Source organism: Skermanella rosea, assembly GCF_016806835.2.
Lineage (GTDB): Bacteria > Pseudomonadota > Alphaproteobacteria > Azospirillales > Azospirillaceae > Skermanella > Skermanella rosea.
In genome coordinates, this window is record NZ_CP086111.1 from 926996 (window position 1) to 939409 (window position 12414).

Sequence of the window (12414 nt, forward strand, 5' to 3'; positions counted from 1 at the left end):
CCTACCCGATCGGGCAAGCACTGGACGGGGTAAGGGGGCGGGCTCAGGATCCCGTCTTGGCGTGGATCGCCCTTCCGAGCCGCACCAGCGCGTCGCGCAGGGTGGGATCCTCGATCGGGCCTGCCGCCCGCTGGATGTCGGCCTCCTCCTCCGGCGTCATAGGGCGCTGGATCTTGGGGCGACGCGGCGCACCGGGCAGGGGGCCCTGGATCAGCTTGATCCGGTCGACGGCCCGGTAGCCGAAGAAGGCGTTGATCCGCTCGATCACCTGGGGTTCGGAGTGCTGGACGTCGAGCGCCGCGGCGCCGGAAACCTTCAGGTGCAGCGTGGCCCCCTCGCGCTGGCCGGGCGGGAAGGCCAGCTTCTGGGGCAGGGTGCTTCGGGCCAGTTCCGGCCCCATGATGGTCGGCCAGTCCGTGATCAGGGTGCCGAACGCCATGCCGCGCTTGCCCAGCGCCTTGCCGGCCACCTTGGGCACGATTCTGGCGAGAGGGCGGGGGGCTGCCATTGGGGGATCTCCGAAACGTGAGGGACTGAAGCGGGTGGGTAAACGGAGCGCAGAGATTATTCTCATCGAAGCTATTGTTAAAGCACCTGTTGCGGGGCGACAACACACCATGACATTGCACTCGGAACCAAGCCTTTTCCCCGCGCCGCCGGCCCGGACCCTGGAACCGGACGAACTGGCCCGGTCGATGCTGGGCTGGTACGACCGCCATCGGCGCGTGCTGCCCTGGCGCGCGCCGGCCGGCAGGACCGCCGACCCCTACCATGTCTGGCTGTCGGAGATCATGCTGCAGCAGACCACGGTCGTCACCGTCGGATCCTATTTCCAGGAGTTCCTGCGGCGCTGGCCTACCGTCACCGATCTGGCGGCGGCCGACCTGGACGCCGTCCTCCATGCCTGGGCGGGGCTCGGCTACTATGCCCGGGCGCGCAACCTGCACAAGTGCGCCCGGGTGGTGGCCGACCGGTACGGCGGCCGGTTTCCCGATAATGAACAGGAATTGCGGCAACTTCCGGGCATCGGCGCCTATACCGCCGCGGCCGTCGCCGCCATCGCCTTCGACCGCCGCGCCACCGTGCTGGACGGCAACGTGGAGCGGGTCATGGCGCGGCTCTTCGCGGTCGAGGAGCCGCTGCCGGGCTCCAAGGAGAAGCTCCGCGCGCTGGCCGACACCATCACGCCGGACCGGCGCTCCGGCGACTACGCCCAGGCCGTGATGGACCTGGGCGCCACGGTCTGCACGCCGCGCAAGCCGAGATGCCCGCAATGCCCCTGGCACGACGGCTGCGCCGCACGGGCGGCCGGCATCGCCGAATCGCTGCCGCGCAAGACGCCCAAGGCGGACAAGCCGACCCGCCGCGGCACGGCGTTCTGGCTGCTCAACCCCGACGGCGCGGTGCTGCTGCGCCGCCGCCCCGAGAGCGGATTGCTGGGCGGCATGATCGAGGTGCCGTCGGGCGACTGGCTGGAGCGGCCGGCCCAGAGCCTGGCCGCCGCGTCGGTCCAGGCGCCGTTTGCTGCGTCCTGGCGGCTGCTGCCGGGGCTGGTCCGCCATACCTTCACCCATTTTCACCTGGAACTTCAGGTCGCGGCGGCTCGACTCGGCGCCGGGGATTGCGACGGCTGGAAGCGGGCCGACGGCATCTGGGTGCCGGTCGACCGGCTGTCGGAGCACGCCGTTCCCACGGTGATGCGCAAGGTGGTACGGCATGCGCTGGGCAGCATTGGAGTTCCCGAATGATCCTCATCCGAAGCCTGGCCGCGGCCGTTCTCCTGCTGCTGGCCGGCGCCGCCGCACGGGCGGACCAGCAGCCGGTCGACCTTGAACTGGTGATGGCCGTGGACGCGTCGGGCAGCATCACGACGGGCGCGCTGGAGTTCCAGCTGCGCGGCCACGCCGCCGCCTTCCGAAGCGCCGAGGTGGCGGAGTCCCTGACCGTCGGCGGCACCCGGTCGGTCGCCGTCACGCTGGTGCAGTGGGCGGGTCCCAACACGCTGGAGACCGTGGTGCCCTGGACGCGCGTCGCCGACGCCGCCGACGCCAAGGGCTTCGCCGACCGCATCGGCGCGGCGACGCGACCTCCCCTGGACGGCAGCACCGCGATGGGCAGCGCCATCGACCGGGCCGCCGGCCTGTTCGACGGCAACGGCTTCGACGCGCCGCGCCGCGTCATCGACATCTCCAGCAACGGATTCAGCAACAGCGGCGTGGACGTCGAGGGTGCCCGCGACCGCGCCGTGGCTCGGGGCGTCACCATCAACGCCCTCGCGATCCTGGACGAGTACGACTGGCTGGAGGAGTACTACGCGGAGAGCGTCATCGGCGGTCCGTTCTCCTTCGTCCGCACCGCCGAGAACCGCGACAGCTTCGCCGACGCCATCCTCCGCAAGCTGGTGGAGGAGATCGCGGGCGGGGACGGGGTGCCGGAACGGCGGCGGCTGGCGGCGCGCTGATCAACCGGCCCACCCGCCGGGGGAGATCACCGCGCACCTTGGGCGTCGCTCGCCAGCACCGTCTCCTCCGTCCGCTTCGGCTTGGGGTCGGTAGGCGTCCGGCCGGGCGGGATCAGGCCGTCGCGCTGGCGCAACAGGTTGTGGATCGCGGTCGCCGCGACCGCCGCCTGGCCCATGGAGACGGAGATCTGGTTCAGCCCCTCCACCACGTCGCCCACGGCATAGAAGCCGGGGACGGAGGTTTGACAGTGGCTGTCCACGACCAGGCGGCCCTGGTTGTTCATCTCGGCGCCGAGCTGGCCGGCCAGCGTCGAGCGGGCCAGCGTGCCGAGGGCTGAATAGAGCGTGTCGAAGGCAAGCTCCGTGCCGCTCTTCAGGATCACCTTGGTGATCCGGCCGGCCTCCTCGGTCACCCGCTCCACCTGCTCCTCGACGATCGCGATGCCCAGGTCCGACAGCTTGGCCCGATCGTCGGCCGTCAGGTTCATCGGCGTGCCCAGCGTCAGCAGGGTCAGGTCCGACGTGTAGCCTCGGATGAACAGCACCTCGCCCAGGGCGTCGCGGCCGTGGCCGATCACCGCCACCTTGCGGTCGATCACCTCGTAGGCGTCGCAGATCGGGCAGACGCGGATCAGGCCGCGCTGGACCGTGTCGAACAGGTTGGGCAGGCGGGGCTGGTCGTCGATCACGCCGGTGGCGAGGATGACGGTCTCGGCGTCAAGCTCGGTGCCGTCGGCGGTGGTGGCCCGGAAGCCGTGCTCGCCCAGGCGGCGCAGCGAGGCGATCGAGCCGGTCTCGATGCGGGTCCCGTACTGCCGGGCCTGGCACCGCATCCGCTCCAAAAGCTCGATGCCGTTGATGCCCTCCATGAAGCCGGCATGGTTATGGGAGGTCGGGATCCAGGCGCAGCGGCTTTTGTCCTCGTCCACCACCAGGATGCTGCGCCTGAAACGCACGAGGTAGATGGCGGCCGTCAGTCCGCCGGGTCCGCCGCCGACGATCAGACAATCGAGCATGCCGGTCATGGTTCTTTCGACTCCAACGCTATGGCTGAAGCCATCAACGGGACTCGGTGCCGGCCGTTCCCGGTTAGTTTGGGTGGGGTGACGCGCGGTTCCGGGGCCGCGCGTCACCCAACAGGCCGGGATCAGCCGGCCAGCCTGGCCTTCAGCTCGCGCCGCCGCCGGTGCAGGACCGGCTCGGTGTAGCCGTTGGGCTGCTCGCGGCCCTTCAGGACGAGGTCGAGGGCGGCCTGGAAGGCGATGCTGCCGTCGAAGTCGTCGGCCATCGGACGGTAGTCCGGGTCGCCGGCGTTCTGCCGGTCGACCACCGCGGCCATCCGCCTCATCGTCTCGATCACCTGTTCTTCCGAGCAGATGCCGTGGCGCAGCCAGTTGGCGATATGCTGGCTGGAGATGCGGAGAGTCGCGCGGTCCTCCATCAGCCCGACATTGTTGATGTCGGGCACCTTGGAGCAGCCGACGCCCTGGTCGATCCAGCGGACCACGTAGCCCAGGATGCCCTGCGCGTTGTTGTCCAGCTCCTGCTGGATCGCCTCGGGCGTCCAGTTCGGCCGCTCGACCAGCGGGATGGTCAGGATGTCGTCCACCGTGGCCCGCTTCTTACCGGCAAGCTCGGCCTGGCGGGCGGCCACGTCGACCTTGTGGTAGTGCAGCGCATGGAGCGTCGCGGCGGTGGGCGAGGGGACCCAGGCGGTGTTGGCGCCGGCCTGCGGGTGGCCGATCTTGGTCGCCAGCATCTCGGCCATGCGGTCGGGCATCGCCCACATGCCCTTGCCGATCTGGGCCTTGCCCTTCAGCCCGGCGGCAAGGCCGGTATCGACGTTCCAGTCCTCGTAGGCCTTGATCCAGTTGGCGCCCTTCATGTCGCCCTTGCGCAGCACGGCGCCGGCTTCCATGCAGGTATGGATCTCGTCGCCGGTGCGGTCCAGGAACCCGGTGTTGATGAAGGCGACGCGGTGCTTGGCGGCGCGGATGCACTCCTTGAGGTTCACCGTGGTGCGGCGCTCCTCGTCCATGATGCCCATCTTGACCGTGTACTTGGGCAGGCCCAGCGCGTCCTCGACCCGGCCGAACAGCTCGTCGGCGAAGGCCACTTCCTCGGGGCCGTGCATCTTGGGCTTCACGATGTATAGCGAGCCGGCGCGGCTGTTGCGGAGGTCCCCTTCGCCCTTCTTCAGGTCGTGCATCGCGATCAGTGTCGTGAAGACCGCGTCCAGGATGCCTTCCGGCGCCTCGCCGCCGTCCTTGAGCTTGACCGCGTCGATGGTCATCAGGTGGCCGACGTTGCGCACCAGCATCAGGCTGCGGCCGGGCAGGGTCAGGGTGCCGCCGTCGGGCTTGGTATAGGTGCGGTCCGGGTTCAGCCGGCGCTCGATCCGCTTGCCGCCCTTCTCCAGGGTGGCGGTGAGCTTGCCGGTCATCAGGCCGAGCCAGTTGCGGTAGACGGTGACCTTGTCCTCCGCATCGACCGCGGCGACAGAGTCCTCGCAGTCCATGATGGTGGTCAGCGCGGATTCCGCCACGACGTCGGCGATGCCGGCCGGGTCGTCCTTGCCGATGAAGTGCGAGCGGTCGAACCGGATCTCCAGGTGCAGGCCGTGGTTGGCCAGCAGCACGGCCGACGGGGACTCCGCGTCGCCCTGGTATCCCGCGAACCGCGCAGGGTCCTTCAGGCCGGTGGTGCGGCCGCCCTTGAGCGTGACGGCCAGCTTGCCGCCCTCGACGGCGTAGCCGGCGGCGTCGGCGTGGGAGCCGTCGGTCAGCGGGGCCGCCTCGTCCAACACCTGGCGCGCGAAGGCGATCACCTTGGCGCCGCGATGCGGATCATAGCCGCCGACCGGCGTCTTCTCGTCGTCGGAAGGGATGGCGTCGGTGCCGTACAGCGCGTCGTACAGGCTGCCCCAGCGGGCGTTCGCCGCGTTCAGCGCGTAGCGGGCGTTCATGACCGGGACGACCAGCTGCGGGCCGGCGATCGTCGAGATCTCCGGGTCGACGTCGGCGGTCGCGGCGGAGAAATCCTCGCCCTCGGGCAGCAGGTAGCCGATCTCGCGCAGGAAGGCCTTGTATTCCTCCAGGTCGATCGGACGGCCGCGGTGCTCGCCGTACCAGGCGTCGATCCTGGCCTGCAGCTCGTCGCGCCTGGCCAGAAGCGCGCGGTTCCGGGGAGTCAGGTCGTGCAGGATGGAGTCCAGTGCGGTCCACAGCTGGCTGGGCTCCACACCGGTTCCGGGCAGCGCTTCCTTCTCGATGAATTCGTGAAGCTCGGCGGCGACCTGAAGTCCGCCGATCTGGATCCATTCACTCAAAACCCCATCCTCCTGTATTTCGTTCGTAATCATGTCAACCCGTCCGGCACGCCGCCGGAGCGCATGCCCCGTATATAGTCAGGTCAAGCGTGTTTGTGCACCGCATCAACGTCAGAGTCAAAAATGCCGTCGGCATGGCTGCCGTTCCGCGGGTTGCGGCGGAGGTTGCGGCGCGGGCCGGCCGGGGTCTATAGCTGCCGGCGCGGGAGACCGGCGTTGCAAGTCCGGAACCGCTGCCCCACATCAACGCCACCGCCGCAGCTCCCCGGAGCCGGATCCCGGGGCTGCAACGCTCGAAATCACCATGGAGACGAGAGACCATGCGGCAATTCCCTTCCTCGCGGGTCCTGATGCTCGCTTCCGCCCTGTTGCTGGCCGTGGCGGCCGGCATGCCCCGCGCCGCGGACGCGGCCGACGCCGGGGGGCTGGTCAACGCGCTGACGTCGCAGCTCGGCGTCAGCAAGCCCCAGGCGGAGGGGGGTGCCGGCGCGCTGTTCAACCTCGCCAAGCAGCGGATGAACCCGGACCAGTTCGGGCAGGTCGAGAACCAGGTGCCCGGCATCGGCGGGCTGATGGGCGCCGCGCCCGGCGGGGCGAATAGCGGCGGATCGGATGGCGGCGGCTTGGCCGGCATGGCGTCCGGCGCGCTCGGCGGCATGGGAGGCGGGAGCGGCGGCGGCCTCGGTGCCCTGGCCCCGCTGGCAGGCTCCTTCTCGTCCCTCGGCCTGTCGCCGGACATGGCGACCAAATTCCTGCCGGTGGTCCTGGAATATCTCAACTCCAGCGGCGGGGGCGGTGCCGCCGGACTGCTCAAGGGCGCGCTGACGGGCTGACGGGCGCAGGCCGGCGCAGGGGCGCGCGATCACATGCTTGCGGTCCTCGCGCACGAACTGGTGCCGGCCTCGGCGCTTCCGGACGCGTTCCGCGCCCTGCTGGACCACGGGCGATCCATGACCGCCGTGCTGACCGACCATTGGCGGGCCGACATCGTCGCCGAGGTCGCCAGTCACGACATGGCCGGCGAACTGGCGGCGCTGGTCCGGCGGGTCGTCCTGATGACGGAGCCCGGCCGCCTGCCGGTCGAGATCGCCGAGATCCGGGTGGAGCCCGGCGCGCTGGACGGCGCGCTCCTGCGAAGGCTCGCCGGGACTTCGGTTCCGTTCGGCAAGTCGCTTCAGCGGGAGGGGATCGCTTTCGCCACCGAGCCGGTCGCGTTCTTCAGGGTGACCGCGGCCGGAGCCCTGGCCGAGGCCGGGCGGGTGGAGGAGGGCACCGTCCTGTTCGGGCGGAAGGCCAGGCTGCTCGGCGGTGACGGCCGGCTGCTTGCCGAGACCGTGGAGATATTGCCGCGGGCCTGAGCCGCGCTCAGCCGAGGGCTCCGATCAGGCGGGCGACCTCCGCGGCGCGCGCCCGCCACAGCGCCGAGCCCGTCTCCATCTCCTCGCGGGCCGAACCGGCCTGCGCCATGACGACCGTCTTGCCCGCCGGAAACCGGGCGGCCAGGGCGGGCGACGCCGTTATGATCAGGTCGGCCCGGCGGGCCAGCTCGCTTTCCAGCTGCTCCAGCGGGCAGTGGGCGGCCCCGTCGTGCCGAGCGAAATCGGTGTCGCAGTGATAGACCACGGCATGCTCGTCCAGTTCGCCGACCGCGTCTATCGCCGTCGGGCGCGACGTCAGCAGGATCGGCCGGCGCAGGCCCAGCGCCGCCATGGCGGTGCGGATCTGGTGGCCCAGCAACTGCTGGTTGGCCGCCCTCGCGGCGGGGTCGGTCGGGAAGGGCAGCGTCAGCGGCGCCAGGATCCTGTCCGGCCGGTAGCCGTCCGCGGGCGACGCGCCCTTCAGGCGGGGGCAGGTGGGGCAGCAGCCGACGGTCGGTGAATTGACCCAGACCACCTTGCGTCCGGCGCCGAGATGGCGGACCAGATGATAGGTGCCGCTCGACGGCCAACCCCAGTTTTCCCCGAAGACGACAAGATCTATGCTCATGTCGCTGTGCTCCCAGTGAGTGCTATACTTGTCCTGTCCCGATTGCACGGATCGTGCCGTTCGGCCTAATACGGGAGGGGCATGGATTCCGCGGGCGGCAGGCGGTTCTGATTCGCGATTCGCAATTCAGATTGCTTGAGGGGTCCGGCTCTTTCACAATTTTCTGCCGGGCGTGCGAATTGCCATCCGGAATGCGACGCGGCCGACCGTCCCGGAGCGGGAACGGGGCCGGGACATGCGTGTTCCTGCCCAGCCGGTCCCGAGACATGTATCCTGCATTGCCATGCGAACCTGCGCCGGCAACCTTAGATATCAGTACTTTCCCTTGGACGAGCTTTTCATGTCATTCAGCCAGGCAGCCGCCTTCTCCATCGTCATCGGCATGGTCGTCCTGTTCATCTGGGACAGGATCCGCTACGACGTGGTGGCGCTCGGCGCCTTGCTGGCCGCCGTGGCCTGCGGGATCGTCCCGGTCGACAAGGCGTTCAGCGGATTCAGCGACGACATCGTGATCATCGTGGCGTCGGCCCTGGTGGTCAGCGCCGCGGTCGGCCGGTCCGGCATCGTCGAACTGATGATCCAGCCCTTCGTCGGGCACATGAAGACCACCAATTCCCAGGTCGCGATCCTGGTGTCGATCGTGACGGTGCTGTCCGGCTTCATGAAGAACATCGGCGCGCTGGCGATCTTCATGCCGATCGCCTTCCAGATCTCGCGGCGGACCGGCAAGCCGGCGTCGCGCCTGCTGATGCCGCTGTCGTTCGGGTCGCTGCTGGGCGGCGTCGCGACCCTGGTCGGGACATCGCCCAACATCATCGTGTCGCGCATGCGCGAGGACATCGTGGGCGAGCCGTTCCGCATGTTCGACTTCGCCCCGGTCGGCGCCGGACTCGCCGCGGCCGGCGTGGTCTTCCTGGTGTTCGGCTGGCGCCTGCTGCCGCGCAAGCGCGGGCGGGGGCCCAGCGACCAGATGTTCTCGATCGAGAACTACACCACGGAGGTGCGCCTCACGCCCGGCTCGCCGCTGGTCGGCAAGACCGTCTTCGACCTGGAAAGCATGGCGGAGGCCGACATCACGGTCGCCGGCATCATCCGCGAGGGGTACCGGCGCTACGTTCCGTCCGGCACCTGGACGCTGTTCGCCGACGACCTCCTGGTCCTGGAAGGCGAGACCCACGCGCTGGAGAAGCTCGTGAAGGACGCCAAGCTGGAACTGATCGGGATGAAAAAGGACGGCAAGGTCGCGTCGGCCCGGCGCGGCGAGGTCGGCATGGTCGAGGCGGTGGTCACCCAGGGCTCCCAGATGATCGGCCGGTCGGCCGAACAGCTCAGCCTGCGCGAACGGTTCGGCGTCAACCTGGTCGCGGTCAGCCGGCGCGGCCGGCAGATCAGCCAGCGCCTGCGCCGGGTCCGCTTCCAGCAGGGCGACCTGCTGGTGCTCCAGGGCGCCAAGGACGCGATGCCGGAAACGCTGGCGGCGCTGGGCTGCCTGCCGCTCGCCGAGCGGAACCTGCAGCTCGGCCGCAAGCGCCACGCCTATCTGCCGATCTCGGTGCTGGCGGTCGCCATGGTGCTGGTGGCGATCCAGGCGGTGAGCGTCACCATCGCCTTCTTCGGGGCGGCGGTCGTGCTGCTGCTGACCCGCGTCCTGAGCCCCCAGGAAGCCTACGAGGTGGTCGACTGGCCGATCCTGATCCTGCTGGGGGCGCTGATCCCGGTCAGCGACGCGCTGCGGACGACAGGCGGCACCGACCTGATCGCCGGCTGGCTGTCGGGCGCCGCCGCGGCGCTGCCGCCCCTGGGCGCTCTCGCGCTGATCCTGACGGTCGCGATGGCGGTGACGCCGTTCCTCAACAACGCCGCGACGGTCCTGGTGATGGCGCCGATCGGGGCGGGCCTGGCGCAGCGGCTGGGGCTCAACCCCGATCCGTTCCTGATGGCGGTGGCGGTCGGCGCCGCGTGCGATTTCCTCACCCCGATCGGCCACCAGTGCAACACGCTGGTGATGGGGCCGGGGGGATACCGGTTCGGGGATTACTGGCGGCTGGGCCTGCCGCTGTCGGTGCTGGTCGTCGTGCTCGGCACGTTCCTGATCAGCGTCTTCTGGCCGATGTGAGGACCGGGACCCGTCCGGAAATGAAAACGGCCCCGGGAGCGCGGCTATGCCGCCGGACGCGACTTCCGTCACGCCGGCGCCAGTGCCGGACCCCCAGGGCCGCCTCCGCTTCCTTGATCGACCCGTTTTCCCGGTCGCGGGTCCTGGTCAGACCCGCTTCAGGTTGACGGCCGAGGTCTTCCCCTTGCGGGGGTCGTTCTCGAGATCGAAGCTGACGGTGTCACCGTCGTTGAGGCCGCTCATGCCAGAGCGCTCGACGGCGGAGATGTGAACGAAGACGTCGGGCCCACCCTGATCGGGCTGGATGAAGCCATACCCTTTCGTGGCATTGAACCATTTGACGGTACCAGTCGGCATTTTCTTGGTCTCCCTGACCGTATTATCAACCCTCCCAACCCTGTCTCGCCTTACGGCCTGTTGCAAGCCGCAAATGTCACGATCGGCGCGCGCGACAGTGGTATATCTTCTCACCAATCTTTTTTGCATCTCCTCCGTGCAAGCGTGACCTTCCGTCTCGCCAAATGTTCTGTCAGGACGAAGGATCGCGAGGTGCCGATCCGGAACACTCATCCGAAGCACCAGGGAAAGATCAGATGACAGGACATCGTCCGCTGCGAGAGGGTGTGTACGACACATCCAATGGAACCGGTGCCCGCAGGGGGGCCATCTCCGAAACGGTCGCGGTCCAGCCCGGCCTCTATCGCAGGATTTCATGGGGCGCAGTGCTCGGCGGCACGCTGATGGTGGTGGCGGTCCAGTTGCTGCTCAGCATGCTGGGCCTGGGACTGGGCCTGACCACGATCGATCCGGCGCAGGGAGGGGCGGGAACCCCGGAAGCGACCACCATGGGCACCACCGCGGCGGTCTGGTGGGCCGTCAGCTACCTGGTGGCGCTGATCGTCGGCGGCTACGTCGCCGCCCGGCTGGCGGGCGCGTTCGAGAAGACCGACGGCGTGCTTCACGGCCTGCTGACCTGGGCGCTGGCCCTGGTGGTCAGCTTCTGGCTCCTGACCTCCGCGATCGGCAGCGTCATCGGCGGCGCCTTCAACGCGGTCGGCAACGCCGTCTCGGGCATCTCCAGCACGGTGGCCGACGCGGTTCCGCAGGTGGCCGACGCGAGCGGCCTGTCCGCCGAGCAGATCCAGCAGCGGGTCCAGAACCTGATGCGGCCGGCCGACCAGACCGGCCAGAGCCCGGAGGCGGCCCAGAACGAACTGGTTTCGCTGGTTCCGCGCATCGTCGGCGGCGGCCAGGAGGCCGAGCAGGCCGAGCAACGGGCGATCCAGATCGTCAGCCAACAGGCCGGCATCAGCGAGGATGAGGCGCGTACCCGCGTCGACCAGCTTCGCCAGCAGGCCGAGCAGACCGCCCAGCAGGCGGAGCAGACGGCCCGGCAAGCGGCGGACACCACCGCCAACGCGCTCAGCCAGGCATCGCTCTGGGGCTTCGGCGCCCTGCTGCTGGGGGCGATCGCCGCCGCCATCGGCGGTGCTTCGGGTACCCGCCGCCGCGACGACCTGACCGCGGCGTAACGGTTCCGGGTCGGGACAGGGGGGACCGGCCGGCTTTTTCCGGCCGGTTCCTTTGTATTAACCCTTTTTCGCCAGGATGCGGGCTCCCGTTGCCGTCACCGGTTCGAAGGCCCGCATCATGTCCTCCACCCTCTGGATGCTCGTCTGCCTGTATCTGATCATCGCTGCCGTTTCTGTGATGGAAACCGGCTTCGCGGCGAGCCGCCCCGGCCGCGGCGCCTCTTTCGCCATATGCGCCGTCGCCCTGCTCCATGGACTGGGATGGCCCCTGCGCATGGCCCTCGGGGCCCGCCGCCCCTGAGCGATCGAATCAGTTAGTTAACTCATAATTAACTATAGCTCGCCACCCTGGGCGCTCCTGGCGCTTGATTTCGGGTGGGAGATGGATGCGATCGATCTGAGGGCCTGGCATTCCGCCGCGGCCCCGAAACCACAGCAGAAGCTTGCCCAATACCTTTACCTCTTCGTGGCGCCTTCGGCGGCCGCGGGGCTTGGGCTGTTCACGTCGCGGCCGATTCGCGCCGGCTCCAGCGTCCTGACGGTCACCGACCCCGACTATCTGGCACGGGCGATGAGCCGCCGCGAGATCACCAGGGCCGGCTACAGCCACGCCGACATATTCCAGGTCGGCTCCGACCTGTTCATCCCGCCCTACGGCGGCCCGGACGACTTCACCAACCACAGCTGCGAGCCCAATTGCGGCCTCAGGGTCCGGCCCGACGGCTTCTCCATGGTCGCCCTGTACGACATCGAGGCCAACGAGGAACTGACCTACGACTACTCCACCCATCAGGAGCATCCGGACGAGGACATGGCCTGCGCCTGCGGGTCGCGGACCTGCCGCGGCGTGGTCCGCAGCTTCTCGACCCTGCCGGCCGCCCTGCGGAAGCGCTACCTGGATCTCGGCATCGTCGCGGACTTCGCCGCCGCCGCGGTCCGCCATGATGCGGCGCTGGCCCTGCCGTTCTAGGCCGGAACAGCGGGAACGGGA

General features: G+C 69.2%; 13 protein-coding genes. 8 read left to right on the forward strand and 5 right to left on the reverse strand.

Annotated elements, in window-relative coordinates:
* Window positions 1-43: 43 nt before the first annotated feature.
* Window positions 44-508, reverse strand: a complete 465-nt coding sequence (locus tag JL101_RS04325; RefSeq protein ID WP_203098341.1) for a DUF721 domain-containing protein — start codon at window positions 506-508, stop codon at window positions 44-46.
* A gap of 109 nt (window positions 509-617) precedes the next feature.
* Here JL101_RS04325 and mutY point away from each other — a divergent pair, with 109 nt between their 5' ends.
* Together mutY and JL101_RS04335 are read left to right on the forward strand one after the other, a co-directional pair.
* Window positions 618-1748 carry an A/G-specific adenine glycosylase gene (gene mutY / locus JL101_RS04330; protein ID WP_203098340.1) on the forward strand — a complete coding sequence of 377 codons (1131 nt, stop codon included), beginning with the start codon at window positions 618-620 and terminating at the stop codon, window positions 1746-1748.
* A complete protein-coding gene (locus tag JL101_RS04335) occupies window positions 1745-2461 on the forward strand; it encodes a DUF1194 domain-containing protein (RefSeq protein WP_203098339.1) in 717 nt (238 codons plus the stop codon). The genes mutY and JL101_RS04335 overlap by 4 nt, the downstream gene beginning before the upstream one ends.
* Before the next feature lie 26 nt (window positions 2462-2487).
* Here JL101_RS04335 and JL101_RS04340 read toward each other — a convergent pair whose 3' ends face one another.
* Both JL101_RS04340 and JL101_RS04345 read right to left on the reverse strand, forming a co-directional pair.
* Entirely contained in the window at window positions 2488-3486 is a 999-nt protein-coding gene (locus JL101_RS04340; RefSeq protein WP_203098338.1) for an NAD(P)/FAD-dependent oxidoreductase, read from the reverse strand.
* A gap of 122 nt (window positions 3487-3608) precedes the next feature.
* Complete coding sequence (locus JL101_RS04345) at window positions 3609-5789, reverse strand: malate synthase G (RefSeq protein ID WP_203098337.1); 2181 nt, start codon at window positions 5787-5789, stop codon at window positions 3609-3611.
* A gap of 320 nt (window positions 5790-6109) precedes the next feature.
* On the opposite strand from JL101_RS04345, the gene JL101_RS04350 reads away from it, so the two are divergent.
* Window positions 6110-6622: a DUF2780 domain-containing protein gene (locus JL101_RS04350; RefSeq protein ID WP_203098336.1), complete on the forward strand. Its 513-nt coding sequence runs from the start codon at window positions 6110-6112 to the stop codon at window positions 6620-6622.
* A 33-nt stretch (window positions 6623-6655) separates the two neighbouring features.
* A complete protein-coding gene (locus tag JL101_RS04355) occupies window positions 6656-7147 on the forward strand; it encodes a hypothetical protein (RefSeq protein WP_203098335.1) in 492 nt (163 codons plus the stop codon).
* Window positions 7148-7154: 7 nt separating this feature from the next.
* On the opposite strand, the gene JL101_RS04360 is transcribed toward JL101_RS04355, so the two are convergent.
* Window positions 7155-7775, reverse strand: coding sequence for a glycosyltransferase family protein (locus JL101_RS04360; RefSeq protein ID WP_203098334.1), 621 nt, complete (start codon window positions 7773-7775; stop codon window positions 7155-7157).
* 340 nt (window positions 7776-8115) lie between these two features.
* Here JL101_RS04360 and JL101_RS04365 point away from each other — a divergent pair, with 340 nt between their 5' ends.
* Window positions 8116-9891, forward strand: a complete 1776-nt coding sequence (locus tag JL101_RS04365; protein WP_203098333.1) for an SLC13 family permease — start codon at window positions 8116-8118, stop codon at window positions 9889-9891.
* A gap of 147 nt (window positions 9892-10038) precedes the next feature.
* On the opposite strand, the gene JL101_RS04370 is transcribed toward JL101_RS04365, so the two are convergent.
* Window positions 10039-10248, reverse strand: coding sequence for a cold-shock protein (locus JL101_RS04370; protein ID WP_158044056.1), 210 nt, complete (start codon window positions 10246-10248; stop codon window positions 10039-10041).
* Between the two features lie 236 nt (window positions 10249-10484).
* Here JL101_RS04370 and JL101_RS04375 point away from each other — a divergent pair, with 236 nt between their 5' ends.
* From JL101_RS04375 to JL101_RS04385, 3 genes are all read left to right on the forward strand, one after another.
* Window positions 10485-11423: a hypothetical protein gene (locus JL101_RS04375; protein WP_203098332.1), complete on the forward strand. Its 939-nt coding sequence runs from the start codon at window positions 10485-10487 to the stop codon at window positions 11421-11423.
* A gap of 118 nt (window positions 11424-11541) precedes the next feature.
* Window positions 11542-11724 (forward strand): hypothetical protein, encoded by a 183-nt coding sequence (locus JL101_RS04380; RefSeq protein ID WP_203098331.1) that lies wholly within the window; start codon window positions 11542-11544, stop codon window positions 11722-11724.
* An 81-nt stretch (window positions 11725-11805) separates the two neighbouring features.
* The gene (locus JL101_RS04385; protein WP_203098330.1) at window positions 11806-12393 is read left to right on the forward strand and encodes an SET domain-containing protein; all 588 of its coding nucleotides are present in this window, start codon (window positions 11806-11808) and stop codon (window positions 12391-12393) included.
* The last annotated feature ends 21 nt before the right edge of the window (window positions 12394-12414 follow it).

Excerpts from the sequence above, each read along its gene's own strand:
- JL101_RS04355 (WP_203098335.1), top strand. The coding sequence starts at position 6,656 with ATGCTTGCGGTCCTCGCGCACGAACTGGTGCCGGCCTCGGCGCTTCCG.
- JL101_RS04375 (WP_203098332.1), top strand. The coding sequence starts at position 10,485 with ATGACAGGACATCGTCCGCTGCGAGAGGGTGTGTACGACACATCCAAT.
- JL101_RS04325 (WP_203098341.1), bottom strand. The coding sequence starts at position 508 with ATGGCAGCCCCCCGCCCTCTCGCCAGAATCGTGCCCAAGGTGGCCGGC.
- JL101_RS04385 (WP_203098330.1), top strand. The coding sequence starts at position 11,806 with ATGGATGCGATCGATCTGAGGGCCTGGCATTCCGCCGCGGCCCCGAAA.
- JL101_RS04370 (WP_158044056.1), bottom strand. The coding sequence starts at position 10,248 with ATGCCGACTGGTACCGTCAAATGGTTCAATGCCACGAAAGGGTATGGC.
- mutY (WP_203098340.1), top strand. The coding sequence starts at position 618 with ATGACATTGCACTCGGAACCAAGCCTTTTCCCCGCGCCGCCGGCCCGG.
- JL101_RS04360 (WP_203098334.1), bottom strand. The coding sequence starts at position 7,775 with ATGAGCATAGATCTTGTCGTCTTCGGGGAAAACTGGGGTTGGCCGTCG.
- JL101_RS04365 (WP_203098333.1), top strand. The coding sequence starts at position 8,116 with ATGTCATTCAGCCAGGCAGCCGCCTTCTCCATCGTCATCGGCATGGTC.
- JL101_RS04350 (WP_203098336.1), top strand. The coding sequence starts at position 6,110 with ATGCGGCAATTCCCTTCCTCGCGGGTCCTGATGCTCGCTTCCGCCCTG.
- JL101_RS04340 (WP_203098338.1), bottom strand. The coding sequence starts at position 3,486 with ATGACCGGCATGCTCGATTGTCTGATCGTCGGCGGCGGACCCGGCGGA.
- JL101_RS04380 (WP_203098331.1), top strand. The coding sequence starts at position 11,542 with ATGTCCTCCACCCTCTGGATGCTCGTCTGCCTGTATCTGATCATCGCT.
- JL101_RS04335 (WP_203098339.1), top strand. The coding sequence starts at position 1,745 with ATGATCCTCATCCGAAGCCTGGCCGCGGCCGTTCTCCTGCTGCTGGCC.